Source organism: Reyranella sp. (assembly GCF_965279625.1).
Classification (GTDB): Bacteria; Pseudomonadota; Alphaproteobacteria; order Reyranellales; family Reyranellaceae; genus Reyranella.
In genome coordinates, this window is record NZ_OZ257251.1 from 2,455,054 (window position 1) to 2,480,294 (window position 25,241).

Consider the following 25,241-nt stretch of genomic DNA (forward strand, 5'->3'; position numbering starts at 1 on the left):
AGCGACGTGAGGGTCGCCGACGCACTGGCGGCCTGGCGCGACTGGCTGAAGAGCGAGCGCCGGCTCGCCGACCACACGCTCATCGCCTACGAACACGACGTCGCGACCTTCCTCGGTTTCATGGCGACCTATCTCGGCGAGACGCCGACGCTCGAGGCGCTCGCCCGGCTGAAGCCCGCCGAGTTCCGCGCCTGGCTGGCCGAGCGTTCGCGCCAGGGCATGGCGCGCTCCTCGACGGCGCGCGCCTTCTCCTCGGTGCGCTCCTTCTTCCGCTTCCTCGACAAGAACAAGCTCGCCCACAATGCGAGCATCGCCACCATCCAGACGCCCAAGCTGCCACGCTCCGTGCCGAAGGCGCTGAGCGAGCGCGACATGGAGGATCTGCTCGCGGCCGAGCCCGACCGCGAGCGCGCGCCGTGGATCGACCTGCGCGACGCCGCCGTGCTGATCCTGCTCTACGGCGCGGGCCTGCGCATCGGCGAGGCCCTGGCGCTGTCCAAGGCCGAGGTCGAAGACCTGCTGAAGAGCGGCCGCGACACGCTCGCCGTGACCGGCAAGGGCAACAAGACGCGGCTGGTGCCGCTGCTGCCGCAGGCGCTGCAGGCGCTCAAAGCCTATCGCGACGCCTGCCCCTGGCTCGCGGCGGCAAAGCCCTCCGACCGCGTCTTCATGGGCGCGCGCGGCGGTGCACTCGATCCCGCCATCGTGCAGAAGCGGGTGCGCGAGATCCGTCGCGACCTCGGCCTTGCCGAAAGCGTGACGCCGCACGCGCTGCGCCACTCCTTCGCCACCCACCTGCTGGGCGCCGGCGGCGACCTGCGCACCATTCAGGAACTGCTGGGGCACGCCTCGCTGTCGACGACCCAGCGCTACACCGACGTGGACGCGGCACGTCTCGCCGCCGTCTATCGCGCCGCCCATCCGCGCGCCAAGGGATGACCATGACCCAGCATATCGGCATCGTCGCCTGCTCCGCCGAGGGCGCCGCGCTCTGCTACAAGACCATCTGCGTCGAAGGCGCGGCCCTCATGGGTCCGCACGCCCATCCCGAAGTCTCGCTGCACACCCATTCGCTGGCCGACTATGTCGAACGCCTCGATCGCGGCGACCGCGCCGGCGTGGCCGAGCTGATGCTGTCATCCGCCAACAAGCTCGCACGAGCGGGCGCGGACTTCCTGATCTGTCCCGACAACACGATCCATCAGGCGATGTCGTTCGTGCTGCCGCACTCGCCCTTGCCCTGGCTGCACATTGCCGAAGTCGTCGCCGCCGAAGCGAGGACGCGGGGCTACCGCAAGCTTGGCATCACCGGCACGCGCTGGCTGGTCGACAGCGAGGTCTATCCGGAGAAGATCGAAGCCGAAGGACTTGCGTGGCTGCGGCCGACCGAGACTGAGCGCGACGAAACCAGCCGCATCATCATGGACGAGCTGGTGCAGAGCCGCTTTACGCCGCAAGGTATCGCCACCTTCCAGCGCGTGATGGGCCGTATGAAGGAACAGGGCTGCGACGCCGTCGTGCTGGGGTGCACCGAGATTCCGCTGATCATGAACGACGGCAACTCCCCGCTGCCGACGCTCGATTCGACGCGGCTGCTCGCACGCGCGGCCCTGAAGCGTTCGGTTACAGCGGCTTCCGGAAGATGATCTCACCGTCGTCCTGTCGGCCTGTCTCCTCCCAACCGTTTTCCCGGTAGAAGCGCTCGGCCCGTGTGCCGGGTCCGGTGGTCAACGTCGCCACGGTAAACCCTGCGGCCCGCAGATCCTCGCAGGCCCGCGGCAGCAGCGCGCGAGCGAGGCCGCGGCCCTCGTAGTCCGGATGGACGAACAGGCCGAAGATCGTGCCGTCGCGCGGATCGGCGACGGAAAAGCCCTGCACGGCCCCCGCCTCTTCCCAGACCCAGAAGGTCGCGTTGTCGAAGATCCAGTCGGCGGTCGTCTCGACCTTGCCCGCGGAGGCCGCACTGAGCTGATTCTCGCGGACGGCGAGGCGCACTTCGGAAATGCGGGGACGGTCGGCACTCATCGCTTTGCGGATCATGAAGGCTCCATCGTGGAAGCCGCTTCGTAGACGACGTGCAGCGCACCGCCGCTGCGCGGCTCACAGGATTTCAATGTCAGTTTCAGTTCCGGCGTCCCCGGCGCGATGAGCGGAATACCGTCTCCCAGCACGATCGGCACGATGGCCATCTCCAGCACGTCGAGCTTTCCCGCCGCGATCATGCCGCGGATCACCTGTGCGCCGCCTTCGACCCACACCCGGCCATAGCTGCGCGCTTCCAGCTCGGCCGCTACGGTCGCGAGATCGCCGGAACGCGCCTCGACGGCGCCTGGCGCATCGACCAGCGGACGATTCGTCATCACGATCGTCGGCTTGTCGCCATACGGCCACTCGCCGAAGCCGCGCATGACCTCGTAGGTGTCGCGTCCCATCAGGATCGCATCGATGCTCGCCATCAGCGCGTCGAAGCCAAATTCCTGCGGCGGGTAACTCTCCAGCCAGTCGAACGAGCCGTCGGCGCGCGCGATCTTGCCGTCGAGCGACATCGCGATGTGACAGTGCCAGATCGTCTTTTCCATCCGCCTCTCGTCAAAGCTAGAACAAGACCGTCGCACGCAGCGAGAAGACCGCCGCCACCTGCTGTGTCGGCGTCAGCGCCGGCTGGAAGTAGAGCTGAACGTCCGGCGTGATCAAGAGGTGCCGGATCGACCACGACCAGTAGAGCTCGACCATCGTCTCACTGGGCCGAGCGTAGGTGTCCGCATAGAGCGCCTGGTTGGTCCTGTTCCACGCGAACCCCAGGCCGATCTGGTCGAGCGGTGCGCGGCCCAGCGGGTTGTTGTAGACCGCACCGCCCGCGATCGACGACTGGACGTACTGGCTGGAATTCCAGGCGGTGTTGGCGCGCAGGAACAGGCCCCATTTGTCGCCGAACGGCTGGGAGGCGTTGAACGAGAGGCCAGAGCTCGCCTGCGGCTGAATCTCGACGCTGGGCAAGTTGTAGTAGAGCAGCGAATAGCTGCCGTTGCGGAGTTTCCCGGACGCGGGCGACCACGCGCCGTAGAGGAACCAGGAATACTGGCCCTGACGCGCCGTGTTGAACTGGATGTAGTTGCTGGCCGCGACATTGTTGGCGTCCTGGAAGCCCGCAGCGAAGGCCAGTTCCTTGGTTGGGCTGAGCTGGACATAGGCGCCGAGGCTGCCCTGCGAATAGTTCTGGCTGCCGTTCTGCGCCAGCGAATAGCCGATGAAGTTGACCTGCTCGTTATTCGAGTAGGCGTTGCTGTCGAAGTTCGAGAAGGGAAATTGCCCGAGGGTGATCGATACGAAGTGCCCGGGAAAGTCGTGCGTGTAGCTCACCTGCGCGAAGGTGAGCTGATTGACCGAATAGTCGTTGACCGGACTGTTGAGGTCGAGCCGGTTCTGCAGGCTGGCGCCCGTATTTCCCGACCAGTATTGCGTCGCGAGATAGGCGAACTGGAAGGAGCCGGCGCCAATCTCGGGATCGTCGAAAACTTTCCAGTTCATCGCCGGCGAGAACTGGGCCTGCACCGCGCCATAGTCGCTGCCGGGCGCGCCCCATTGGCTGAGCACCGACGAGGTCATCGTATAGAAGATGCCCGTCGTGTCCTGGATCTGCTGCTTGGCCCGCGCGTAACGTCGCGAGGCGTCGTCGAAGGGTTGTTCCAGGAAGTACTGCTGGCGCGCCTCGGCGGCGCGCAGCCTGTTGTGCACCTTGCCGACATGGCGAACGCCGTCCCGGTCGGCCGCCTCCTGGACGTCGGCCGCTTCCTGGGCCTCGGCCGCAAGCGGCAGGAACAGGGCCACCAGTCCGCCAACCCATACCGTCGAACGCATGACGCTCCCGCCGGCCCGCGTCTAAGGCTTCAGCGCCTTGTCGAGGAACGCCTTCACGTCGACCACGAACTGCTTCCATGCAGGCTCGTGGGCGCCGTAATGCGCCCCGCAGCATCCGCCGGGCTTGCTGCGGTTGCCAACCCCGTCGAGATAGCGCACCGGCAGGCCCAGTGCATCGAAGCTGTGATGAGCGTTTTCGTAAACTTTCGTGTCAACCAGTTCGCGGCCGCGCACGACACGCTCCAGCACCGCACGACACTGAGAGACCGGCGTCCAGTCGTCGAGCGCGCCCAGGGCGAAAAAGGTGGGCTGGCGCACCGCCAGACGCGGCCCCAGCGCATCGGCCAACGCGCAGTCGGGATAGAGCAGCACGACGGCGCGCGCGACAGGCGCAGTCCGATCCTCCGGCCGGCCCGACAGCGCACGCAGCATCGCCACGCCGCCGCCGTAGGAATAGCCCATGTAGCCAAGCCGCTGCGGATCGATCCCCGGCTGCTTCGCGAGCCAGGCGAGCGTCGCATCGATGTCGCCGGCCCGCGCCTCTGCCGCAGCCTGCGTCGGCCAGTTGCGGCCGCAGACATCCTTGAGGCCGCGCGCCGAGAAACTGTCGACCACCAGCGCGGCATAGCCCCAGGAGGCGAGCAGCCCGGCCATACGCGCCGTGTTCTGGCCGGGCCCGCCGCAGCCATGGAACAGCGCGACCGCAGGGAGAGCCGTCGTCGCCTTGGCCGGACGGAAGAGCTGGGCGGCAAGCTGGACCGTACGCCCCCCTTGCTCTACGGGAACGCGGACGTTCTGCTGGGCCCAGACGGGCGTCGCGCACAGTAAGGCAAGCAGGACTATCAGCCTTGCGATCATCGACCGGACCGTAAACCAAGCAAGATCGGACACAACAGGTGGATTGCACGTGAGCGAGACGATCTACACCATCTCCACCTGGGTGATCCCGGCCCTCCTGGCCATCACGCTGCACGAGGCAGCGCACGGGTTCGTCGCCCTGCGCTTCGGCGACAAGACCGCCTGGCAGCTCGGTCGCGTCACCCTCAACCCCTTCAAGCATATCGACCCGGTTGGCACGATCCTCCTGCCGGGCCTGCTGATCTTCCTGCGCGCGCCCTTCCTGTTCGGCTATGCCAAGCCGGTGCCGGTGAATTTCCGGGCACTGAACAATCCCAAGCGCGACATGGTGTGGGTCGCCGCGGCCGGGCCAGCCACGAACGTAGCCATGGCGTTGGCGGCGGGGCTGCTGGCGCATCTCGCCGTCCTGCTGCCGCCGGACGCCGCGGCCTGGGCGATCCGCAACATCGAGAATGCGATCCTGATCAACGTGCTGCTCGCCGTGTTCAACATGGTGCCGCTGCCGCCGCTGGACGGCGGACGTGTCGCCGTGGGGCTGCTGCCCGACAGTCTCGCGCTGCCCCTCGCACGGCTCGAGCCCTACGGCATGCCGATCCTGCTCGGCCTGATCTTCATCCTGCCGCTGATCGGCAATCAGCTCGGCGTCGACCTCAACGTCATCGGCTGGGTGCTCAGCGAGCCGGTGGGCTGGCTGGTCGACTTCGTGATCCGCGTCACCGGCAACGGCTGAGCGCGCGGTCTCAGGTCCGCACGTCGCCCGCCCCGTTGGGAATATCCCGTCCGTCGGCCTGAGGCGGCGCGAGGTTCATCGCCTGGCGTTCCTCGGCGATGCTGGCGACGGCGGCGCGGACGCCGGGATGACGCGCCATGAACTGGTTGAAGTCGCGCCTGTCGAGCACCAGGAACTGGCAGAAGTCGACGGCGATCACATCGGCCGTACGCCGCTCACCGGTCAGCAGCGCCATCTCGCCGAAATAGGCGCCGGCCTCGAGGCGGATCACCCGGTGGGCGACGTGCACTTCGACCGCGCCCGACGAGATGAAGTACATGCCGTCGGCACGGTCGCCGGCGCGGATCACGCGGTCGCCCGGCGAGGCCGATTTCGGGCGGAACATCAGCAGCAGCGATTCCTGGTCCTGCCGCTCGACGAGCTGCAGCATCGGAAACAGTTCGAGCAGGCTGTTCAGCTTCAGGTCATGGGCCCTCGAGCGCTCTTCCTGGCGGGCCTTGATGATGGCGAGCTGGCGGCCCAGCGCCTCGTAATGCCGCTGGCCATAGAAGGCCGTTCCGGCCGGCTGGGCGACGCGCTTCTGCAGCAGACCGACCGCGTAGAAGACCAGCGGGTTAAGCATGATTGAGAACAGCGCGCCGCCCACCACCAGGTCGCGGCCCTCGTTGGGCACGAGCCCGGCCGAGATGCCGAGCGCGATCAGGATGAAGGAGAATTCGCCGATCTGCGCCAGACTGGCCGACACGACGAGGCCCGTGCCGATCGGGTAGCGCAGCAGCATGATGATGGCGAAGGCGATCAGCGACTTGCCGAAGATGATCAGCGCCAGCACCGACAGGACGGCGCCGGGCGAGCGGTAGAGGATGGTCGGATCGAACAGCATGCCGACCGAGACGAAGAACAGCACCGAGAAGGCATCCTGCAGCGGCAGCGAATCGGCGGCCGCCTTGTGGCTGAACGAGGATTCGCTCAGCACCACGCCCGCGAAGAAGGCGCCCAGTGCAAACGAGACGCCGAAGATGTGGGCCGAGCCGTAGGCGATGCCCAGCGCCACGGCGAGGACCGAGAGCGTGAACAGTTCGCGCGAGCCGGTGCGGGCAACGCGCCCCAGCATCCACGGCACGACCTTGGGCCCGATCAGGATGGCGATGACGGCGAAGGCCGCGACCTTGGACAGGGTGACGGCGAGTTCCAGCGCGATCGGCATGTCGGACGGGGCATGGCCCTGGATCGGCTTGCCACCCAGCACCTCGGCGAAGGCCGGCAGCAGCACCAGCGCCAGCACCATCGCGAGATCCTCGACGATCAGCCAGCCTACCGCGACGCGGCCATTGGGGCTGTCGACCATGTTGCGCTCCTCCAGCGCCTTCAGCAGCACCACCGTGCTGGCGACCGACAGGCTCAGGCCGATCACCAGGCCGGTGCCGAAGCTCCAGCCCCACAGCGAGCACATGCCGATGCCGAGCAGGGTCGCCAGCACGATCTGGCCGATCGCGCCCGGTATCGCGATGCCTCTGACGGCCAGGAGATCGGACGCGGAGAAATGCAGGCCGACACCGAACATCAGCAGGATGACGCCCACTTCGGCGAGTTGCGACGAGAGCCCGGCATCGGCCACGAAGCCCGGCGTGTAGGGACCGATCAGGACACCCGCCACGAGATAGCCGACCAGCGGCGGCAGGCGCAGCCTGTCCGCGACGTAGCCGAAGCCGAACGCGAGCACGAAGGCGATGGCGATGGTGGCAATCAACGTTGCTTCGTGATGCACGTTCGAGGTCCGTCGGCTGTTGCGGGAAGGCGCTCATTTTAGGCAGCCGGACGGGGAATTGCACTCTTTGTGCATCCGCCCCCTCCGAACCGTCCGGCGGGTTGGCGGAAATATTCGGACTCCGCCGGGAATAATCGTGCCGTCCAAGGCGTCTCTCTCCTGCAGACCAACAGCTGCATGGGAGTCACCGAAATGCTGAAGTCGATCTTCGCCGCCACCGCCGCCCTGGCGCTTCTCGCCGCCGGCACCGCTTTCGCCGCCGATCCTGCCTCGGCCAAGCCGCCCGCCCTGAAGGATGGCATGTTCGTCACAGCGAGCGGCATGACGCTCTATACGTTCGACAAGGACGCCACGCCGGGCAAGTCGGTGTGCAACGGCCCGTGTGCCACCAACTGGCCCCCGGCTCTCGTGGCCGACGGCGCCAAGGCCACCGGCGACTGGACGATCATCACCCGCGACGACGGGCTGAAGCAGTGGGCCTACAAGGGCAAGCCGCTCTATGCCTTCGCCAAGGACACCAAGGCCGGCGATAAGACGGGCGACGGCTTCCTGAACGGCGCCTGGCACGTCGCCAAGTAATGACGGAGGCATGGCGCCGGTCCCGGTCCGGCCGGCGCCCTCCTGCTGTAGAGTGATCAGATGGCCGATGCGGAAGCCCTGCTCGAACCGCTGATCCCGGCGTTGCGGCGCTACGCCTATGCGCTGGTCCGCGACCACGATGCGGCCGACGACCTGGTGCAGGACACGCTGGAGCGGGCGCTGTCGCGTTGGACGCTGCGGCGGAGCGAAGGCGACCTCAGGGCCTGGCTGTTCACCATCCAGCGCAACCTTCACGTTTCGGCGCTGCGGCAAGGCCAGCGGCGCGGCGTGCATGTCGAACTCGACGAGGCGACGACGCCATCGAGTGCCGCGCAGCAGGAAAGCGGCATTGAGGTCCAGGATATCCTGGCAACGCTCGACCAGCTGCCGGAGGAACAGAAGTCGCTGCTGCTGCTGGTCGGGGTCGAGGATCTTTCCTACGACGACGCGGCGAAAATCATGGGCGTGCCCCTGGGCACGGTGATGTCGCGTCTGTCGCGCGGCCGCCAGCGGCTGCGCGCGCTGCTGGAGACGGGGCGGACGACGCTCCTGCGGAGAGTGAAATGACGGACAGGGAGTTTCCGATCGGCGAGGACGAGGTGCAGGCCTTCGTCGACGAGCGGCTGGACGGCGGGCGCCGCGCCGCCGTCGAAGCGCATCTGGCCTTCCATCCCGAACTCGCCGAGCGCGTGGCGCTGGAGCGCCGGCAGCGCGCGATGTTGCAGAGCCGCCTCGACGCCAAGTTCGCCGAGCCCATTCCGGCCCGCCTGCGGATCGCCCACCTGCGCGCCGCGCGGCGCACCTTCTGGGCACGTAGCTGGGCCAGCGCCGCCGCCGCGGTCGCCCTGTTCGTGTCCGGCGCGACGGCCGGCTGGTTCGCCAATGACATCGCGCCGGCACCGCTGGCGGTCGCCCCGACCGCCAGCGTGGCGCAGGGCGCGCAGGCCGCCTACCGCACCTTCGTGGTCGAGGTCGCGCATCCGGTGGAAGTCGGCGTGCAGCAGGAGACGCATCTGCTGCAGTGGCTGTCCAAGCGGCTCGGCCGCAAGCTCGCCGCGCCCGATCTCTCGCCCTTCGGCTACAAATTGATGGGCGGTCGCCTGCTGCCGGGCGGCAGCGGCGCGGCGGCCCAGCTCATGTACGACGATGCGAGCGGCAGGCGGCTCACCATCTACGTGCGCGCGGCCGAGGGCACCGAAACGGCCTTCCGCTTCCAGAAGGAGGGCGAGGCTGCGACCTTCGCCTGGATCGACCAGGGCTTCGGCTTCGCCGTGACCGCGACCGCCTCTCGCGAAGAGCTGCTGCCGATCGCCGAGGCGGTCTATCGCGGCTTCGAAGGGAAGAGCTGAAGCCTTTGCCGCTGGCGAAGTCTCACGCTGAACTTCAGCAAGACTCATCCTGAGGAGCGAACGCAGTGAGCCTCTCGAAGGATGGGCACGAGCACCAAGTCTGTCGCCATCCTTCGAGACGGTCGCTTCGCGACCTCTTCCGGATGAGGTGGCGTAGTTCAACTCAAGAAGAAAAAATCCTGTCCCCTACTTCGTCGGGTCCGTGTGATCTTCGAACTTCTTGAGGTGGCTCGGCGCCCATTTATGGTCGCGGGCCTTCACGATCCATTCGTCGAGCTTGGGCCAGCGCCGGCGCGCCGATGTTACCCACCGGCGGCCGGTCTCGAATTCGGTGGCCAGCAGGTAGAGGGCGAACACGAAGAAGATCCACCCCTGAAGAAGCGGGATGAATCCGCCCACCACAGACATGATGAGGCAGGCGACGATCGCAAGCGCCATCAGGGGCTTGCGCATGCGGACCTACAGATGGATCGGCTTGTCCCAGGCGGCGAGCGCGGCTTCCTTGAGCGCCTCGTTGACCGTGGGATGGGCGTGGCAGACACGGCCGATATCCTCGGCCGAAGCGGAGAACTCCATCGCCATCGCGGCTTCCGCGATCATCGTCCCGGCCTCGGCGCCAAAGATGTGGACGCCCAGCACCTTGTCGCTCGCCTTGTCGGCCAGAACCTTCACGAAACCCTCCGTGGCGCCGTTCGCACGGCTGCGCGGGTCGGCGGTGAACGGATACTTGCCGACCTTGTAGGCAACGCCGGCCGACTTCAGTTGTTCCTCGGTCTTGCCGACCCAGGCCACCTCGGGCTGGGTGTAGATGATCGAGGGCACGAGATCCCAGTTCACGTGGCCCTTCTGGCCCGCGAGCGTCTCGACGCAGGCCACGCCGTCCTCGCTCGCCTTGTGCGCGAGCATCGGCCCGTCGATCACATCGCCGATGGCATAGATGCCGGGTACCGAAGTCTGGAAATGACCGTCGACGGCGATGCGGCCGCGCTCGGTCATCTTGACGCCGACCTTGTCGAGGCCAAGGCCCGCGACATAGGGCCGGCGGCCGATCGAGACCAGCACCACGTCGGCCTCGAGCGTCTCGGCATCACCACCCTTCGCGGGTTCGACGGTCAGCGTCACGCCGGCGTCGGTGGTCTCGGCCTTGGTGACCTTGGCGCCCAGCTTGAACTTGAGGCCCTGCTTGGCCAGCGTACGCTGGAGGAACTTGGTGACCTCGTCATCGACGCCGGGCGTGATGCGGTCGAGGAACTCGACCACCGTCACCTCGGCCCCGAGCCGACGCCATACCGATCCGAGTTCGAGCCCGATGATGCCGGCGCCGACCACGACCAGGCGCTTGGGCACCTCGTTGAGTTCCAGCGCGCCGGTCGAGGAGACGATCTTCTTCTCGTCGATCGTGACGCCCGGCAGCGGCGTCACTTCGGAGCCGCTGGCGATCAGGATGTTCTTCGCCGACAGCGTTTCCTTGACCGCGCCATCGTCGCCCAGCACCGCCACCGACCCCGGCGCCTCGATGCGGCCCGCGCCGGTGTAGGAGGCGATCTTGTTCTTCTTGAACAGGAAGGCGACGCCCTTGGTGGTGGCCTCGACGACCTCGCCCTTGCGCTTCATGAGCTGGGCGAAGTCGAGCGTCGGCGCCGCCACGACGACGCCGTGGACGGCGAGATCGTGGCCGGCTTCCTCGAAAAGGTGCGAGGATTGCAGCAGCGCCTTGGAGGGAATGCAGCCGACGTTGAGGCAGGTGCCGCCCAGGGTCGCGCGCTTCTCAACCACGGCGACCTTCAGGCCGAGCTGCGAGGCGCGGATCGCCGCCACATACCCGCCCGGGCCCGCACCGATCACGACCAGATCGAAGGATTCGTTTGCCATGTCACTACCCCTCATCGCCGGAGGCGCGCCACTCCGGTGGCGCGATCATGACGCGCGACCGCAGTCGCGCGCCCCCAGCAATACTCTTCCAATCAAACGCCGAGCAGCAGACGCTCGGGATCCTCGATGCCTTCCTTGACCTTGACCAGGAACAGCACCGCCTCGCGGCCGTCGATGATGCGATGGTCGTAGGACAAAGCGAGGTACATCATCGGGCGCGCCTTGATCTCGCCGCCGACCACCATGGGCCGCTGCTGGATCTTGTGCATGCCGAGGATGGCCGACTGCGGCGGGTTCAGGATCGGCGTCGACATCAGCGAGCCGTAGACGCCACCGTTGGAGATGGTGAAGGTGCCGCCCGTGAGGTCGGCGATCGACAGCTTGCCGTCGCGCGCCTTGCGGCCGAGATCGCCGATGCCCTTCTCGATGCCCGCGAAGTCCAGCGTGTCGGCGTCTCGCAGCACCGGCACGACGAGGCCCTGCGGCGAGCCCACGGCGACACCGATGTCGTAGTAGTTCTTGTAGACGATCTCCTCGCCTTCGATCTCGGCATTGACCGCCGGCAGCTCCTTGAGCCCCGCGATGCAGGCCTTCACGAAGAACGACATGAAGCCCAGCCGTGCGCCGTGCTTCTTCTCGAAATCGTCCTTCAGGCGCTCGCGCAGCCCCATCACCGCGGTCATGTCCACCTCGTTGAAGGTGGTGAGCATGGCGGCGGTGTTCTGCGCCTCCTTGAGGCGGTTGGCGATGGTGCGGCGGAGCCGCGTCATCTTCACCCGCTCCTCGCGGTCGGCCTTCAGGCGCGGGCCAGCCGGCGCGGCGGGCTTGGCGGCCGGAGCGGCGCCCGCGGCAGCGCTCGGGATCGACGAGAGTGCGGCGAGTACGTCTTCCTTGGTGGCGCGGCCGTCCTTGCCCGTGGGCTGGATGGCGGCGGCCGATACGCCCTTCTCCTCGGCAAGCTTGCGCGCCGCCGGACCGGAGGCGGCGAGGTTGGCGCCGGACGGCGCAGCAGCAGCAGCAGCAGCGGGTGCAGGCTTCGGCGCTGCCGGGGCGGGTGCGGCGGCGGGCTTCGGCGCGGGCGCGCTGGCGGCCCCTGCGCCGGCCTCGATGTGGCAGAGGATGCCCCCCACCTGGACGGAAGCGCCTTCTTCCACGGCGAGGTCGGCGATCGTGCCGGCAACGCTCGCATTCACTTCGACGGTGACCTTGTCGGTCTCGAGCTCGCAAAGCGGCTGGTCGACGGCAACCTTGTCGCCCGCCTTCACCAGCCACTTGGCAACGGTCGCCTCGGTGACCGATTCGCCCAGAGCCGGAACCTTGATCTCGACGGCCATGACTAAAATCCCTCCTCTAGCCGCGCTCAACCAACGGTGAGAGCGCGGTCGACCAGATCGGCCTGTTCCTTGACATGGGTGCGTGCGGAGCCCGTGGCGGGCGACGCCGCTTCGGGGCGGCCGATGTAGAGCGGCCGCTTCGCCTTCGTCTCGATGCCGGCCAGCGCGCGCTCGATGCGGCGGTCGACGAAGTGCCAGGCGCCCATGTTCTCGGGCTCCTCCTGGCACCAGACGACGTCGGCATTCGGATACTGCGAAAGCCGCACGCCCAGCCGCGTGAACGGGAACGGATAGAGCTGTTCGATTCGCAGAATGGCGATGTCGTCGATCTTGCGCTTGCGGCGCTCGGCCACGAGATCGAAATAGACCTTGCCCGAGCAGAGAACGACCCGGCGCACCTTGGCGCCGTCCACGAGCTGATCGGTTTCGGCAAGGATGCGGCGGAACGAGCTGCCCGGTCCGAACTCGGCCAGGGTCGAGACGCAATCCTTGTGGCGCAGCAGCGACTTCGGCGTCATCACCACCAGCGGCTTGCGGAAGGTGCGGCGCATCTGCCGGCGCAGCGCGTGAAAGTAGTTGGCCGGGGTCGTCGGATTGATGACCTGCCAGTTGTCCTCGGCGGAGAGCTGCAGGTAGCGTTCGAGGCGCGCGGAACTGTGTTCCGGTCCCTGGCCCTCGTAGCCGTGCGGCAGCAGCATGACGAGGCCCGACATGCGCAGCCACTTGCTCTCGCCCGAGCAGATGAACTGGTCGATGATGACCTGCGCGCCGTTGGCGAAGTCGCCGAACTGCGCTTCCCACAGCACGAGGGCGTTCGGCTCGGCCAGCGAGTAGCCGTATTCGAAGCCCAGCACGCCCGCCTCGTTCAGCGGGCTGTCGATCACTTCGAAACGGGCCTGGCCCTCGGCCACGTGGTTGAGCGGGATGTACTTGGCTTCGCTTGCCTGGTCGACCAGCACCGAGTGGCGCTGGGAGAAGGTGCCGCGGCCGGAATCCTGGCCACTGAGACGCACCGGCGTGCCTTCCGCCAGGAGCGTGCCGAAGGCCAGCGCCTCGCCGGTCGACCAGTCGATGTTCTCGCCTGTATCGATCGTCTTCCGCTTCTCCTGGAGCTGGCGCACGATCTTGCGGTTGAGCTCGAAGCTCTTCGGCGCCTCCGAGATCGCCTGTCCGACCGACTTCAGCCGGTCGAGCTCGACGGCGGTGACGCCCTTGCGATCCTCCTCGCCCGGCGCGACCGTGAAGCCCGCCCACTTGCCCTCGAGCCAGTCGGCCTTGTTGGGCTTGTAGTTGGTCGCGGCCTCGAGCGCCTTGTCGAGCTTCTCGCGCAGCGCCGCATCCATGGCGGCGACTTCCTCGGCCGTCACCACGCCCTCGGCTTCGAGGGCCGCGGCGTAGACTTCCTTCACCGAGCGGTGCGCGCCGATCTTCTGGTACATCAGCGGCTGGGTGAACATCGGCTCGTCACCCTCGTTGTGACCGTGCCGGCGGTAGCAGAACATGTCGATGACGATGTCGCGCTTGAAGTGCTGGCGGAACTCCGTCGCGATACGCGCGACGTGGACCACGGCCTCGGGATCGTCGCCGTTCACGTGCAGGATCGGCGCCTGCACGATCTTGGCGACTTCCGTGCAATAGGGGCCGGAGCGCGATTCGGTCGGCAGCGTGGTGAAGCCGATCTGGTTGTTCACGATGAAATGGATAGTGCCGCCGATGCGGTAGCCCGCGAGATCGGAGAGATCGAGACCTTCCGCCACCAGCCCCTGGCCCGCGAAGGCCGCGTCGCCGTGCATCAGGATGCACATGACCTGGCTGCGCTCGGTGTCGCCGCGCTGATCTTCCTTGGCGCGCGCCTTGCCCAGCACGACCGGGTTCACCGCCTCGAGATGCGACGGGTTGGGCGACAGCGAGAGATGGATCACGTTGCCGTCGAACTCGCGATCGGCCGAGGCGCCGAGGTGATACTTCACGTCGCCCGAGCCGCGCATTTCCTCGGGCTGCGAGGAGCGGCCCTGGAATTCGGAGAACAGTGCCGTGTAGCTCTTGTGCATGACGTGCACGAGCGTGTTGAGGCGGCCGCGATGCGGCATGCCGAGCATCACTTCCTTGACGCCGAGCTGGCCGCCGCGCTTCAGAATCTGCTCGATGCCGGGGATCAGCGATTCGCCGCCATCGAGGCCGAAGCGCTTGGTGCCGACGAACTTCACGTGCAGGTAGCGCTCAAGACCCTCGGCCTCGCCCACCCGCTCCAGAATCATCTTTCGGCCGGTGACCGTGAACTCGGTGTGGTTCTCGATATGCTCGATGCGCTCCTGGATCCACGCCTTCTGGTCAGGATCGGAGATGTGCATGAACTCGACGCCGATCTTGCCGCAATAGGTCTTGCGCAGGCGTTCCATGATCTGGCGCAGCGTCGCCGCTTCGCCCAGCGCCAGCGAGCCGAAGATCAGGATCGGACGGTCCCAGTCGGCCTCGGCGAAACCATAGGTCGCGGGATCGAGTTCGCGGTGCGGCGCCTGGCGCACCAGGCCCAGCGGATCGAGATCGGCTTCGAGATGGCCCCGGATGCGGTAGGCGCGGATCAGCATCAGCGCGCGTGCCGTGTCCTGCGCGGCGCTGCGGATCTCCTCCTCGGTCTTGCCGGAGATCGCGGGAGCGGCGGCCGCCGCGCCGTTGGCGGCCTTGCCGCCCTTCACGTTGCGATTGGCCGGGGCCGGAACGGCGTCGGGATCGACCGCGCCGATCACCCGCGCGCCGTTGGGCGCCCAGGAGGCACCGCGCACCTCGGCCAGCACGTCACCCGCCTGCTCGGCCAAGGCGGCGAAGAAGGTCTGCCACTCACCGTCGACCGACGAAGGGTCCGCGAGGTAGCGCGCGTACAGCTCTTCGATGAATGGCGCGTTTGCGCCGAACAGGAACGATGTCTGTTCTGCTCTCATGGCCCGATACTCCTTGGCCTGTATTTGCTGGCCGCCTGGCAGAGGCTGGGCGGCGATCCGGCTTGTCAGCCCTGCATGGCCTTAAGCATTTCCTGGCCCAGCGCCGCGGGCGAATCCGCGACCCTGATGCCAGCCGCGCGCATGGCGTCGACCTTGAACTCGGCGGTGTCGTTGCCGCCCGAGATCACCGCGCCGGCATGGCCCATGCGCCGGCCCGGAGGAGCGGTGCGACCGGCGATGAAACCGACGACCGGCTTCTTCGTTCCAGACGCCTTGAGGAATTCCGCGCCCTTGACCTCGGCGTCGCCGCCGATCTCGCCGATCATCACGATGCCCTCGGTTTCGGGATCGCGGAGGAACATGTCGAGGCACTCGATGAAGTTGGTGCCGTTCACCGGATCGCCGCCGATGCCGATGCAGGTCGTCTGGCCGAGGCCCACCGCCGTGGTCTGCGCCACCGCCTCGTAGGTCAGCGTGCCCGACCGCGAGACGATGCCGATCTTGCCACGCTTGTGGATGTGGCCCGGCATGATGCCGATCTTGCACTCGCCCGGCGTGATGACGCCGGGGCAGTTCGGGCCGATCAGCCGCGACTTCGACGCCGTGAGCGCGCGCTTCACCTTCACCATGTCGTTCACCGGGATGCCTTCGGTGATGCAGACGACCAGCGGGATCTCGGCGTCGATCGCCTCGAGGATCGAGTCGGCGGCGAACGGCGGCGGGACATAGATCACCGTGGCGTTGCAGCCGGTCTTGGCGACCGCTTCCGCGACGGTGTCGAACACCGGCAGGTCGAGATGCTTGGTGCCGCCCTTACCGGGCGTCACGCCGCCGACCATCTTGGTGCCGTAGGCGATCGCCTGCTCGGAGTGGAAGGTGCCCTGCGAGCCGGTGATGCCCTGGCAGATGACCTTGGTGTTCTTGTCGACCAGGACGGCCATCAGTTGTTCTCCTTGACGGCCTTGACGATCTTCTCCGCGGCGTCCGCGAGGTTCTCCGCCGAAGTGATCTTGAGGCCAGATTCCTTGAGGATCTTCTTGCCGAGGTCGACGTTCGTGCCTTCCAGCCGGACGACCAGCGGCACGTGCAGGTTGACCTCGCGCGCCGCGGCGACGACGCCTTCGGCGATCACGTCGCAGCGCATGATGCCGCCGAAGATGTTGACCAGGATGCCCTCGACGTTGGGATCCTTGAGGATGATCTTGAACGCTGCCGTCACGCGCTCCTTGGTGGCGCCGCCGCCGACGTCGAGGAAGTTGGCGGGCTCCGATCCGTAGAGCTTGATGATGTCCATGGTGGCCATCGCGAGGCCCGCGCCGTTCACCATGCAGCCGATCTGGCCGTCGAGCTTCACATAGTTCAGCGCGTACTTGGCGGCCTCGGTCTCGGCCGGGTCCTCCTCGTCGACGTCGCGCAGCTCCTCGATGTCCTTGTGACGGTAGAGGGCGTTGTCGTCGAAGTTCATCTTGGCATCGAGGGCCACGATGTCGCCGGCGCCGGTGACGACCAGCGGGTTGATCTCGATCAGCGAGGCGTCGAGGTCGACATAGGCGCGATAGAGATTGCCGAGCAGGGTCGTGAAGGCGCCGACCTGCTTGCCGGTGAGGCCCAGCGCGAACGCGATCGTGCGGCCCTGATAAGGCTGATAGCCGGCGGCCGGGTCGATCGCCTGCGTGACGATCTTCTCAGGCGTCTCGTGCGCCACGGTCTCGATGTCCATGCCGCCTTCGGTCGAGGCGACGACGGAGATGCGGCCGACAGCGCGGTCCACCAGCATCGAGAGATACAGCTCGCGTTTGATGTCGCAGCCGTCCTCGATATAGAGCCGCTGCACGGTCCGGCCGGTCGGGCCGGTCTGCTTGGTCACGAGATCCTGGCCCAGCATCGCGGCCGCCTGCGCACCGACGTCGTCGACCGACTTCGAGATGCGAACGCCGCCCTTGCCGTTCGGCTCGTTCTTGAAGTGACCCTTGCCGCGTCCGCCGGCATGGATCTGGGCCTTCACGACCGTGACGGGGCTGCCCAGCTTGCGCGCGACATCCATCGCCTCGTCTTTGGTGTACGCAACACCACCCTTCAGAAGAGGGATCGCGAATTTGGCCAGAAGTGCCTTGGCCTGATACTCGTGGATATTCATGGTGTCCTATCGTTTGGGACTGCGCAGGAAACGCCGCCCCTCAGTTTTCAAACGCAACTGACCAAGGGATGCGGCACTTTATGAGCGCCGCAGGCCCTTGGCAACGATGGACTGATGAACGTTTGGGGTCGCTCGACTAAAGTCGAAAGACCCTACTTTTCTAACGGCCAACGATCTTGTTGGTGGCGTCGATCAGCGACTGAACGGCAGCGACGGACTTGTCGAACATCGCCTTTTCCTCGGCGTTGAACTCGACTTCGACAATGCGCTCGACACCCTTCGAGCCGATCACGACGGGAACGCCGATGTAGAGGCCCTTCACGCCGTACTCGCCATTCAGCTTGGCGGCGCACGGGATCACGCGCTTCTTGTCGCGGAGGTAGGACTCGGCCATCGCGATGGCCGAAGCGGCCGGGGCGTAGAAGGCAGAGCCGGTCTTGAGGTGGGCCACGATCTCGGCGCCGCCGTCACGGGTGCGCTGGACGATCTGCTCGAGGCGCTCCTTGGTGGTCCAGCCCATGTCGACCAGATCGTGCAGCGAAATGCCGCCGACCGTCGAGTAGCGCAGCAGCGGCACCATGGTGTCGCCGTGGCCGCCCAGCACGAAGGCCGTGACGTCCTCGACCGAGACGTTGAACTCCTCGGCGAGGAACAGGCGGAAGCGGGCGCTGTCGAGCACGCCGGCCATGCCGACGACCTTCTCCGGCGCGAAGCCGGTGACTTCCTGCATCAGGCCGACCATGGCGTCGAGCGGGTTGGTGATGACGATGACGAAGGCGTTCGGCGCATGCTGCTTGATGCCCTTGCCGACCGAATCGATGACCTTGGCGTTGATGCCGACCAGGTCGTCGCGGGTCATGCCGGGCTTGCGCGGCACGCCGGCCGTGACGATCACGACGTCCGCGCCCTCGATGTCCTTGTAGTCCGAAGAGCCGGTGTACTTGGCGTCGAAGCCCTCGACCGGGCTGAGCTGGGCGATGTCGAGGGCCTTGCCCTTGGCAGTGCCCTCGGCGGCGGGAATGTCGAACAGGACGATGTCGCCCAGTTCCTTTTGGCCGGCGAGCAGCGCGAGCGTGCCGCCAATCTGTCCGGCGCCGATCAGCGCGATCTTCTTGCGAGCCATGCGAAAAACTCCCGTTCTTAAAGGCGCCGCGTGGTAGCGCGATTCGACCGGGGCAGCAAGACAGACGGGTTCAGACCGGGTGTTTCGCCAGGTGCGCCAGCAGGAGGTCGGTCGTTTTGGCCGGTGCCTGATCCATCACGAAATGGCCGACGCCGGGCAGCACTTCCATCGCGAAGGAGGGCTTAACGAACTCCGCTGTGCCGTAGGCCGCGTCGGGGCCGACCGTCGCATCGGCATCGCCCCAGACATAGAGCGTCGGCACCGCGATGGTCCCGATATCGGCGGCCAGCCCCTTGTTGGAGCGATACCAGGCGAGCGCCGCCTCGAGCGCCTGAGGCGTGCCCAAGACGGAAAGATGATCTTCGAGCGCCTCGGACGGCACGCCCTGGCCGAACAGCCCGTCGCGCAGGCGCTTGGCATCGTCGGCCAGCAGGAGCTTGCCGGTCTCGGGTTCGAGGAAGGCGCGATGGTGGCGGGAGCGATGCTTCTGGTCGCCGCTTTCGTTCAAGAGCGCCTGCCGGAACGACTGCGGATGCGGCCGCGACAGGATCGTGAGCGACGCGAGGCGATCGGGATGGGCGCCGGCGACGCCCCACGAGACCTGCCCGCCCCAATCGTGGCCGACCAGATGGAAACGCTTGCCCTCGTAGCCCGCCGCCGCCGCGATCTCGATCGCATCGCCGATCAGCCGGTCGAAGGCATAGTTCGAAAGGTCCGCCGGATCGGGTCGGGCACCGGCCGAATAGCCGCGCTGGTCCGGCGCGACGGCGCGATAGCCGTGCGCCGCCAGTACGGGCAGGGCGGCCCGCCAGCTATGCCGCGATTCGGGAAAGCCGTGCAGCATCAGCACCAGCGGTCCGCCGACCGGGCCATCGACATCCGTGGTGAATGCGAGGCCCGACCGGGTCTTGAGGTTTATCGTCTCGGCCATGAGCCGATCAGACACCGTTGGCTTTGAACCAGGCAAGCGCCTTCTTCCACGCATCCTCCGCCTGCTCCTTGCGGAAGGACGGGCGGTAGTCGGCGTTGAAGCCGTGCGGCGTGTCCGGATAGGTATCGATCTGCGACTTCTGGGCGGCCGGGCTGCCGGCCTTCAGCGCCGCGCGCATCTTGTCGACGCTTTCGTTCGGGATGCCGGTGTCGGCGCCGCCGTAGAGGCCGAGCACCGGCGCCTTGAGATCCTTGGCGATGTCGATCGGATGCTTGGGGGTCATCGGCGTCGCATCGCCGACAACGCGGCCGTACCACGCCACGCCCGCCTTGAGCGCCGCGTTCTGAGCCGCATACAGCCAGACGATGCGGCCGCCCCAGCAGAAACCGGTGATGCCGAGCTTGGCGGTGTCGGCCTTGCCCTCACCCTTGGCGAAGGCGACGGTCGCGTCGAGGTCGCCCATGACCTGCTCGTCCGGCACCTTCGAGACGATCTCGCGCAGCAGCGCCTGCATGTCGCTGACGGCCTTGGCGTCGCCCTGGCGGAAATAGAGTTCCGGCGCGATGGCGTAGTAGCCGGCCTTGGCGAAGCGGCGGCACAGGTCGGCGATGTGCGCGTGCACGCCGAAGATCTCCTGCACGACCAGGATGGTGCCGAAGCCCTGGCCAGAGGCCGGCATGGCGCGGTAGGCGTCCATCTCCTTGCCGTCCTTGGTCTTCACCTTGACGACGCCGGCGGTCAGCCCGTCGGCCGGGGTGGTGATCATGGTCTGCGCCTGGATCGGCTGCACCGACAGCGCGAAGGTGGCACCGAGCGCCGCGCCGGTCGCCGTGGCCTTGATGGCACCGCGCCGCGACACGCCGCCTTCATTCAGGGTAATCATGCGATCGCCGTCCATGTCCTGCCTCCCGGTAAGTCTCTGAAAAACGCCGCAGAGCCTATGCTGCAGGGGAACGGGCCCACAATCACAATTAGGCGATGTGCTCCAGGTTCAGATATTCGGGGCTCTGCATTTCCATGAGCCTCGACACGGTGCGCTGGAACTCGAACGAACCGTCGCCTTCAGGGTAGAGGTTCCCCGGATTTGCCGCCGCCGAACAGATGAACTTCACCTTCTTCTCGTAGAACGTGTCGATCATCGTCACGAAGCGAACGGCCTTGTCCTGGCTGTCCGGTCCCATCTTGGGAATCTCCGCCACGATGACCGTGTGGAAACTGTCGGCGATGCACAGGAAGTCCGCCGCGCCCATCGGCTTGGCGCACCAGTCCATGAAATGCGCCATGGCGACACCGGGCGCCGCGCGCGGCACCTCGACATCGCGCCCCTGCGTGCGCAGCACGCGCGGCTCGCCATCGGCGCCGTTGCTCAACGCGCGGAACGCCTCGTCGAGCTTCTTGGTCGCCCAGCCGCCGAGCGGGGTCAGGTAGAGGTCGAGTTCGCGCAGCCGGCCCATCCGGTAGTCCTGGGCACCGCCCAGTTCGAGCACTTCGAGGCGCTGCTTCACCAGTTCGATGAAGGGCAGGAAGCGGTCGCGCTGCAGGCCGTTCTTGTAGAGATCGTCGGGCGCGCGGTTGGAGGTCGCGATCACAGTGATGCCCTCCTCGAACAGCGTCTCGAACAGGCGGCCGAGGATCATCGCGTCGGCGATGTTGGTCACCTGGAACTCGTCGAAGCAGAGCAAGCGCGTCTCGGCCGCGATCTCCCTGGCGATCGGCACGATCGTGTCCGATTCGGGCGGGGCGCCCTTGGCCGCCAGTTCCTCGCGGCGGCGATGCAGCCGGGCCTGCACTTCGAGCATGAATTCGTGGAAGTGCACGCGGCGCTTCTTCGCGACGGGGGCATCGGCAAAGAACAGGTCCATCAGCATCGACTTGCCGCGACCGACCGAGCCCCAGATATAAAGTCCGTGCGGTCCTTCCGGCGGTTTCGGCGCGTGACCGAAGCCGAGCCGGGCGAGGAAGCCGGTCTTGACCGGCTGTGCCGCCGCCAGGGCGCCCAGCTGGTCGTGGATCGCCTGCAATCGCAGAACGATCTTTTCCTGCACGGGATCGGCGTGGATCTCGCCCGCGGCGCGGCGGGCGGCGAGGTTGGCGAGCGGACCCTTGCCGGTCGAGGGGGTACTGGACTCCATTGCGGCGGCATACCTAGCTCACCGTCGCGCGGCTGCCTATAAGGTGCGGCGATGAAGATTGCGTTCCTGGGCACTTCCGCCTTCGCCGTGCCGGCGCTCGCCGCGCTGGTCGAAGCCGGTCACGACGTCGCCTGCGTCTATACGAGAGCCCCCAAGCCCGCAGGACGCGGCCAGCAGGAGCGCAAGACGCCCGTGCACGAGCTCGCCGACAAGCTCGGCCTCCCGGTCCGCACGCCCCGCACCCTGAAGACCGACGAGGCGGCCGAGGCCTTCAAGGCGCTCGATCTCGATGCCGCCGTGGTCGTGTCCTATGGGCACATCCTGCCCAAAAGCTTCCTCGACGCGCCGGTGCTGGGCTGCATCAACATCCACGGGTCCCTTCTGCCGCGCTGGCGCGGCGCCGCGCCCATCCATCGCGCCATCCTCGCCGGCGATGCCGAGACCGGCGTCACCATCATGCGCATGGACGAGGGCCTCGACACCGGGCCGATGCTTCTGGCCGAAGGCACGCCCATCTCCGCGGCCGATACCGCGGAAAGCGTGCATGACCGGCTGGCCGATCTCGGCGGCCGCCTGATCGTATCGACCCTCGACGGGTTGCTGCGGCGGAGCATCGAGCCGGTCGACCAACCGGTGGAGGGCGTCACCTATGCCCACAAGCTCGGCAAGGAGGAAGGCGTGCTCGACTGGCGCCGGCCGGCCGCCGAGCTGGAGCGCAAGGTGCGTGCCTTCCATCCCTGGCCCGGCACCTGGTTCGAGGCGCCCAAGGCGGGCGGGGTCGAGCGCATCAAGGTGCTGGCGGCCGCACTCACCCTGGCCGGGGGAACGCCGGGCAGCGTGACCATCGCCCGCGACGGCTTTCCGGTCGTGACCTGCGGCGTCGGCGGATTGAAGCTCCTGAAGCTGCAGCGGCCCGGCAAGTCGGCGCAGTCGGCCGATGCCTTCCTGCGCGGCTTCGCGCTCGACGCCGGCACGGTGCTCAGCCCTCCTGCTGTCTTGACGATACCGCAGCCGACCTGACGCCGTGCCGCGGTACAAGCTCACGATCGAATATGACGGCGCGCCGTTCGTCGGATGGCAGCGCCAGCCGAACGGGCCGTCCGTCCAGGCCGCGCTCGAAGAGGCGGTGTTCGCCTTCACCGGCGAGCGCCCGCCCGTCCAGGCGGCCGGCCGCACCGACACCGGCGTCCATGCGCGCGGCCAGGTCGTGCATCTCGATCTTTCCAGCGAGCGGCCGGTCGAGACTATCCGCTCGGCGATCAACTTCCACCTGAAGCCGCAGCCGGTCTCCGTCCTGGTCGCGGAGCTCGCCCCGCCCGGCTTCCATGCCCGCTTCTCCGGGACGTGGCGGCGCTACCGCTATCGCATCATCAACCGACGCGCGCCGCCGGCGCTCGATCGCGGCCAGCTCTGGCACGTGCCGGGCGCGCTCGACGTCGCGCTGATGGCGGATGCGGCCACGGTGCTGGTCGGACGACACGACTTCAACAGCTTCCGCTCGACCTCCTGCCAGTCGCCCTCGGCGCTGAAGACGCTCGACCTGCTCGAGGTCACACGCCACGGCGAGGAGATCCATGTCGACGTCGGCTCGCGCTCCTTCCTGCACAACCAGGTGCGCATTCTGGTGGGCACCCTGCATCTCGTCGGACGCGGCCAGTGGAGCCGCAGCGACGTCGAAGCAGCCCTCGCCGCCCGCGATCGCGCCCGTGCCGGCCCGACGGCGCCGCCGCACGGCCTGTGCCTGATGGAAGTACGCTACGAGCTAGGCGCCGGCCACGAGGGCGATGCCGAGGAAGCGGTCGACGATCAGTGACATGAAGAGCGAGGGGACCCAGTTGACGACCAGCAGGAGCGTCGCGACCGGCCAGCCCACACCGAGCATCGTCCGCGTCGTCACCAGGAACCAGTAGAAGAAGAGAGCCTGCAGGCCGATCCGGATGAGTTCGGCCGGCAGCGGCGGCATCAGGGTCGCCAGCACCAAGCCGATCACGGCCACGATCATTGCCGGCAGGTTGACCCAGTTCAGCGCCGAAACGTAGCGCGGGTAATTGCCGAGCCAGTTGCGCCGCCGCGCGATCTCGTAGAACAGCACCGGGAACAGCAACCAGTCGACGATGTAGCGCAGCGCCTCGACCAGCACGATCTCGAGATCGTCGGCGGTCGAAGTGATGCTCGCGTACCGCAGCAGCATGAGCGTGACGTGGAGCGGCGCGACCAGGATCATCACCTGGAACGAACGCACGCAGGCTTCCAGCGTATTGTCGAAGTAGGACGGCGCCGCCGGGTCGCGCTTCAGGAGTGCGAGCGCGCCCTGCATGCCGCGGGCGATTTCACCAGTGCTGATCACGCGCGTCTCAGGGCGCGAAGTAACGGTCGAGTACCGTTTCGTAGACGCGAGCCAGCAGCTTCAGGTCGGCGACCGCGCTCTTCTCGTCGATCTTGTGCATGCTCTCGCCGACCAGTCCGAATTCGAGGACCGGGCAGTAGCTGCGGATGAACCGCGCGTCGGACGTGCCGCCCGTGGTCGACAGTTCGGTCTGCACTCCCGCGACGTCGCGGACCGCGCCGGCGACGAGGTCGCTGAGCGGCCCCGGCGGCGTGTAGAACGACTCGCCCGAGACCTGGACGCTGTAGTCGACGGTGCCGTTGCCGCCCAATGCCTCGTTGGCGCGCTCGATCCTCTCCTTGAGGTGGGCCAGCAGGGTCTGCGAGGTCCAGAGATCGTTGAACCGCGTGTTGAAGCGCGCCTTGGCAACGCCCGGCGCGATGTTGGTCGCCGGATTGCCGACATCGACGGTCGTGAACTGCAGCGACGTCGGCCCGAAATGCGTGCTGCCCGCGTCGATCGGCGCGCGCACCAGCGCCTCGATGATCGCCGACAGGCGATGGACCGCATTGTCGAGCCGCTCAGGGTAAGCCACGTGCCCCTGGACGCCGCGCACGACCAGGTCGACCGTCATGCTGCCGCGCCGGCCGATCTTCATCATGTCGCCGAAGCGCTTCGAGCTCGTCGGCTCGCCAACGATGCAGGCATCGATCGTCTCGCCGCGCGCCGCCAGCCGCTGCAGCATCTTGACCGTTCCGTTGACCGCCGGCCCCTCTTCGTCGCCGGTGATCAGCAGGCTGATCGAGCCGCCGAAATCCCGCCCGCGACGGCCGAGGAAACGCGACGCGGCGTCGGTGAACGCGGCGATCGCCCCCTTCATGTCGGCGGCGCCGCGCCCGAACAGGTAGCCACCGGACAGTTCGGCAGCGAACGGCCCGATCGTCCACGACGAGAGATCGCCCACGGGCACCACGTCGGAATGTCCGGCGAAGCAGAAATGCTTCCCCCCGCTGCCGATGCGGGCATAGAGGTTGGCCACGTCGTCGGTGCCGGCCTCGGTGAAATCCATGCGCTCGCACGTGAAGCCCAGCGGCGCCAGCGTCTGTTCCAGCAGCTGCAAGGCGCCGGCTTCGCGCGGCGTCACGCTTTCGCAGCGCACGAGCGTGCGCGTCAGTTCGATGACATCGGTAACGTTGGAGCTGAGCGAATCGGGCATGGCCGGGACACTACAGGTCCACCCCCGCCGTGAGAAGGGCGGCAAAGAAAAGGGCGCCGTCAGGCCAGCCGGCGCCCAGTTTTTTTGAG

Annotated in this window: 25 protein-coding genes; 8 read left to right on the forward strand and 17 right to left on the reverse strand. The window is 67.2% G+C overall.

Annotated elements, in window-relative coordinates:
* Positions 1 to 6: 6 nt before the first annotated feature.
* Both ACQY78_RS12000 and ACQY78_RS12005 read left to right on the forward strand, forming a co-directional pair.
* Complete coding sequence (locus ACQY78_RS12000) at positions 7 to 939, forward strand: tyrosine recombinase XerC (protein ID WP_428685890.1); 933 nt, start codon at positions 7 to 9, stop codon at positions 937 to 939.
* Between the two features lie 2 nt (positions 940 to 941).
* A complete protein-coding gene (locus ACQY78_RS12005) occupies positions 942 to 1,646 on the forward strand; it encodes an aspartate/glutamate racemase family protein (protein WP_428685892.1) in 705 nt (234 codons plus the stop codon).
* Here the strand turns inward: ACQY78_RS12005 and ACQY78_RS12010 are convergent.
* Genes ACQY78_RS12010 through ACQY78_RS12025 form a run of 4 tightly spaced genes read right to left on the reverse strand, consistent with a single transcriptional unit; the run spans position 1,624 to position 4,716 of the window.
* Positions 1,624 to 2,040, reverse strand: a complete 417-nt coding sequence (locus tag ACQY78_RS12010) for a GNAT family N-acetyltransferase (RefSeq protein ID WP_428685894.1) — start codon at positions 2,038 to 2,040, stop codon at positions 1,624 to 1,626. The two genes, ACQY78_RS12005 and ACQY78_RS12010, sit on opposite strands and share 23 nt — an antisense overlap.
* Positions 2,037 to 2,579: a dihydrofolate reductase family protein gene (locus ACQY78_RS12015; protein WP_428685896.1), complete on the reverse strand. Its 543-nt coding sequence runs from the start codon at positions 2,577 to 2,579 to the stop codon at positions 2,037 to 2,039. Before ACQY78_RS12015 ends, ACQY78_RS12010 begins: the two co-directional genes overlap by 4 nt.
* Before the next feature lie 16 nt (positions 2,580 to 2,595).
* Positions 2,596 to 3,858: a carbohydrate porin gene (locus ACQY78_RS12020; RefSeq protein WP_428685898.1), complete on the reverse strand. Its 1,263-nt coding sequence runs from the start codon at positions 3,856 to 3,858 to the stop codon at positions 2,596 to 2,598.
* A gap of 21 nt (positions 3,859 to 3,879) precedes the next feature.
* Positions 3,880 to 4,716, reverse strand: coding sequence for a dienelactone hydrolase family protein (locus ACQY78_RS12025; protein WP_428685900.1), 837 nt, complete (start codon positions 4,714 to 4,716; stop codon positions 3,880 to 3,882).
* A gap of 49 nt (positions 4,717 to 4,765) precedes the next feature.
* Here ACQY78_RS12025 and ACQY78_RS12030 point away from each other — a divergent pair, with 49 nt between their 5' ends.
* A complete protein-coding gene (locus tag ACQY78_RS12030) occupies positions 4,766 to 5,446 on the forward strand; it encodes a site-2 protease family protein (protein ID WP_428685902.1) in 681 nt (226 codons plus the stop codon).
* A 10-nt stretch (positions 5,447 to 5,456) separates the two neighbouring features.
* Here ACQY78_RS12030 and ACQY78_RS12035 read toward each other — a convergent pair whose 3' ends face one another.
* On the reverse strand, positions 5,457 to 7,214 hold the full coding sequence (locus tag ACQY78_RS12035; protein WP_428685904.1) for a cation:proton antiporter: 1,758 nt from the start codon (positions 7,212 to 7,214) through the stop codon (positions 5,457 to 5,459).
* 192 nt (positions 7,215 to 7,406) lie between these two features.
* Here ACQY78_RS12035 and ACQY78_RS12040 point away from each other — a divergent pair, with 192 nt between their 5' ends.
* The 3 genes from ACQY78_RS12040 to ACQY78_RS12050 are packed head-to-tail and all read left to right on the forward strand — an operon-like array spanning position 7,407 to position 9,142.
* Positions 7,407 to 7,793, forward strand: coding sequence for a COG4315 family predicted lipoprotein (locus ACQY78_RS12040; RefSeq protein WP_428685906.1), 387 nt, complete (start codon positions 7,407 to 7,409; stop codon positions 7,791 to 7,793).
* 60 nt (positions 7,794 to 7,853) lie between these two features.
* Positions 7,854 to 8,360, forward strand: a complete 507-nt coding sequence (locus ACQY78_RS12045; RefSeq protein ID WP_428685908.1) for a sigma-70 family RNA polymerase sigma factor — start codon at positions 7,854 to 7,856, stop codon at positions 8,358 to 8,360.
* Entirely contained in the window at positions 8,357 to 9,142 is a 786-nt protein-coding gene (locus ACQY78_RS12050) for an anti-sigma factor family protein (RefSeq protein WP_428685910.1), read from the forward strand. Before ACQY78_RS12045 ends, ACQY78_RS12050 begins: the two co-directional genes overlap by 4 nt.
* A 186-nt stretch (positions 9,143 to 9,328) precedes the next feature.
* Here the strand turns inward: ACQY78_RS12050 and ACQY78_RS12055 are convergent, their stop codons facing one another.
* The 10 genes from ACQY78_RS12055 to zapE form a co-directional block, all read right to left on the reverse strand.
* Entirely contained in the window at positions 9,329 to 9,595 is a 267-nt protein-coding gene (locus tag ACQY78_RS12055) for a hypothetical protein (protein WP_428685912.1), read from the reverse strand.
* A gap of 6 nt (positions 9,596 to 9,601) precedes the next feature.
* Entirely contained in the window at positions 9,602 to 11,014 is a 1,413-nt protein-coding gene (lpdA, locus tag ACQY78_RS12060; protein ID WP_428685914.1) for a dihydrolipoyl dehydrogenase, read from the reverse strand.
* A gap of 92 nt (positions 11,015 to 11,106) precedes the next feature.
* Entirely contained in the window at positions 11,107 to 12,348 is a 1,242-nt protein-coding gene (gene odhB / locus ACQY78_RS12065) for a 2-oxoglutarate dehydrogenase complex dihydrolipoyllysine-residue succinyltransferase (RefSeq protein ID WP_428685916.1), read from the reverse strand.
* 26 nt (positions 12,349 to 12,374) lie between these two features.
* Positions 12,375 to 15,287: a 2-oxoglutarate dehydrogenase E1 component gene (locus ACQY78_RS12070; protein WP_428685918.1), complete on the reverse strand. Its 2,913-nt coding sequence runs from the start codon at positions 15,285 to 15,287 to the stop codon at positions 12,375 to 12,377.
* A gap of 65 nt (positions 15,288 to 15,352) precedes the next feature.
* Positions 15,353 to 16,228, reverse strand: a complete 876-nt coding sequence (sucD, locus tag ACQY78_RS12075) for a succinate--CoA ligase subunit alpha (protein WP_425067912.1) — start codon at positions 16,226 to 16,228, stop codon at positions 15,353 to 15,355.
* Positions 16,228 to 17,424: an ADP-forming succinate--CoA ligase subunit beta gene (gene sucC, locus ACQY78_RS12080; protein WP_428685920.1), complete on the reverse strand. Its 1,197-nt coding sequence runs from the start codon at positions 17,422 to 17,424 to the stop codon at positions 16,228 to 16,230. Before sucC ends, sucD begins: the two co-directional genes overlap by 1 nt.
* Before the next feature lie 160 nt (positions 17,425 to 17,584).
* Positions 17,585 to 18,547 carry a malate dehydrogenase gene (gene mdh / locus ACQY78_RS12085; protein ID WP_428685922.1) on the reverse strand — a complete coding sequence of 321 codons (963 nt, stop codon included), beginning with the start codon at positions 18,545 to 18,547 and terminating at the stop codon, positions 17,585 to 17,587.
* A gap of 70 nt (positions 18,548 to 18,617) precedes the next feature.
* Positions 18,618 to 19,478, reverse strand: coding sequence for an alpha/beta fold hydrolase (locus ACQY78_RS12090; RefSeq protein WP_428685924.1), 861 nt, complete (start codon positions 19,476 to 19,478; stop codon positions 18,618 to 18,620).
* Between the two features lie 7 nt (positions 19,479 to 19,485).
* Positions 19,486 to 20,376, reverse strand: a complete 891-nt coding sequence (locus ACQY78_RS12095; RefSeq protein WP_428685926.1) for a dienelactone hydrolase family protein — start codon at positions 20,374 to 20,376, stop codon at positions 19,486 to 19,488.
* Positions 20,377 to 20,449: 73 nt separating this feature from the next.
* Positions 20,450 to 21,610 (reverse strand): cell division protein ZapE, encoded by a 1,161-nt coding sequence (gene zapE / locus ACQY78_RS12100; protein WP_428685928.1) that lies wholly within the window; start codon positions 21,608 to 21,610, stop codon positions 20,450 to 20,452.
* 51 nt (positions 21,611 to 21,661) lie between these two features.
* Between zapE and fmt the strand changes: the two genes are divergently transcribed.
* Together fmt and truA are read left to right on the forward strand one after the other, a co-directional pair.
* Positions 21,662 to 22,630 (forward strand): methionyl-tRNA formyltransferase, encoded by a 969-nt coding sequence (gene fmt, locus ACQY78_RS12105; protein ID WP_428685930.1) that lies wholly within the window; start codon positions 21,662 to 21,664, stop codon positions 22,628 to 22,630.
* 4 nt (positions 22,631 to 22,634) lie between these two features.
* Positions 22,635 to 23,423, forward strand: a complete 789-nt coding sequence (gene truA, locus ACQY78_RS12110; RefSeq protein WP_428685932.1) for a tRNA pseudouridine(38-40) synthase TruA — start codon at positions 22,635 to 22,637, stop codon at positions 23,421 to 23,423.
* Here the strand turns inward: truA and ACQY78_RS12115 are convergent.
* Positions 23,373 to 23,957, reverse strand: a complete 585-nt coding sequence (locus ACQY78_RS12115) for a hypothetical protein (protein WP_428685934.1) — start codon at positions 23,955 to 23,957, stop codon at positions 23,373 to 23,375. The two genes, truA and ACQY78_RS12115, sit on opposite strands and share 51 nt — an antisense overlap.
* A 7-nt stretch (positions 23,958 to 23,964) precedes the next feature.
* Complete coding sequence (dapE, locus tag ACQY78_RS12120; RefSeq protein WP_428685936.1) at positions 23,965 to 25,152, reverse strand: succinyl-diaminopimelate desuccinylase; 1,188 nt, start codon at positions 25,150 to 25,152, stop codon at positions 23,965 to 23,967.
* Between the last annotated feature and the right edge of the window lie 89 nt (positions 25,153 to 25,241).

What these genes read in the sequence shown, in the direction of transcription:
- ACQY78_RS12005 (WP_428685892.1), top strand. Translation starts at nt 942, where the DNA reads ATGACCCAGCATATCGGCATCGTCGCCTGCTCCGCCGAGGGCGCCGCG.
- ACQY78_RS12010 (WP_428685894.1), bottom strand. Translation starts at nt 2,040, where the DNA reads ATGATCCGCAAAGCGATGAGTGCCGACCGTCCCCGCATTTCCGAAGTG.
- ACQY78_RS12015 (WP_428685896.1), bottom strand. Translation starts at nt 2,579, where the DNA reads ATGGAAAAGACGATCTGGCACTGTCACATCGCGATGTCGCTCGACGGC.
- ACQY78_RS12020 (WP_428685898.1), bottom strand. Translation starts at nt 3,858, where the DNA reads ATGCGTTCGACGGTATGGGTTGGCGGACTGGTGGCCCTGTTCCTGCCG.
- ACQY78_RS12025 (WP_428685900.1), bottom strand. Translation starts at nt 4,716, where the DNA reads ATGATCGCAAGGCTGATAGTCCTGCTTGCCTTACTGTGCGCGACGCCC.
- ACQY78_RS12040 (WP_428685906.1), top strand. Translation starts at nt 7,407, where the DNA reads ATGCTGAAGTCGATCTTCGCCGCCACCGCCGCCCTGGCGCTTCTCGCC.
- ACQY78_RS12045 (WP_428685908.1), top strand. Translation starts at nt 7,854, where the DNA reads ATGGCCGATGCGGAAGCCCTGCTCGAACCGCTGATCCCGGCGTTGCGG.
- ACQY78_RS12050 (WP_428685910.1), top strand. Translation starts at nt 8,357, where the DNA reads ATGACGGACAGGGAGTTTCCGATCGGCGAGGACGAGGTGCAGGCCTTC.
- ACQY78_RS12055 (WP_428685912.1), bottom strand. Translation starts at nt 9,595, where the DNA reads ATGCGCAAGCCCCTGATGGCGCTTGCGATCGTCGCCTGCCTCATCATG.
- lpdA (WP_428685914.1), bottom strand. Translation starts at nt 11,014, where the DNA reads ATGGCAAACGAATCCTTCGATCTGGTCGTGATCGGTGCGGGCCCGGGC.
- odhB (WP_428685916.1), bottom strand. Translation starts at nt 12,348, where the DNA reads ATGGCCGTCGAGATCAAGGTTCCGGCTCTGGGCGAATCGGTCACCGAG.
- ACQY78_RS12070 (WP_428685918.1), bottom strand. Translation starts at nt 15,287, where the DNA reads ATGAGAGCAGAACAGACATCGTTCCTGTTCGGCGCAAACGCGCCATTC.
- sucD (WP_425067912.1), bottom strand. Translation starts at nt 16,228, where the DNA reads ATGGCCGTCCTGGTCGACAAGAACACCAAGGTCATCTGCCAGGGCATC.
- sucC (WP_428685920.1), bottom strand. Translation starts at nt 17,424, where the DNA reads ATGAATATCCACGAGTATCAGGCCAAGGCACTTCTGGCCAAATTCGCG.
- mdh (WP_428685922.1), bottom strand. Translation starts at nt 18,547, where the DNA reads ATGGCTCGCAAGAAGATCGCGCTGATCGGCGCCGGACAGATTGGCGGC.
- ACQY78_RS12090 (WP_428685924.1), bottom strand. Translation starts at nt 19,478, where the DNA reads ATGGCCGAGACGATAAACCTCAAGACCCGGTCGGGCCTCGCATTCACC.
- ACQY78_RS12095 (WP_428685926.1), bottom strand. Translation starts at nt 20,376, where the DNA reads ATGGACGGCGATCGCATGATTACCCTGAATGAAGGCGGCGTGTCGCGG.
- zapE (WP_428685928.1), bottom strand. Translation starts at nt 21,610, where the DNA reads ATGGAGTCCAGTACCCCCTCGACCGGCAAGGGTCCGCTCGCCAACCTC.
- fmt (WP_428685930.1), top strand. Translation starts at nt 21,662, where the DNA reads ATGAAGATTGCGTTCCTGGGCACTTCCGCCTTCGCCGTGCCGGCGCTC.
- dapE (WP_428685936.1), bottom strand. Translation starts at nt 25,152, where the DNA reads ATGCCCGATTCGCTCAGCTCCAACGTTACCGATGTCATCGAACTGACG.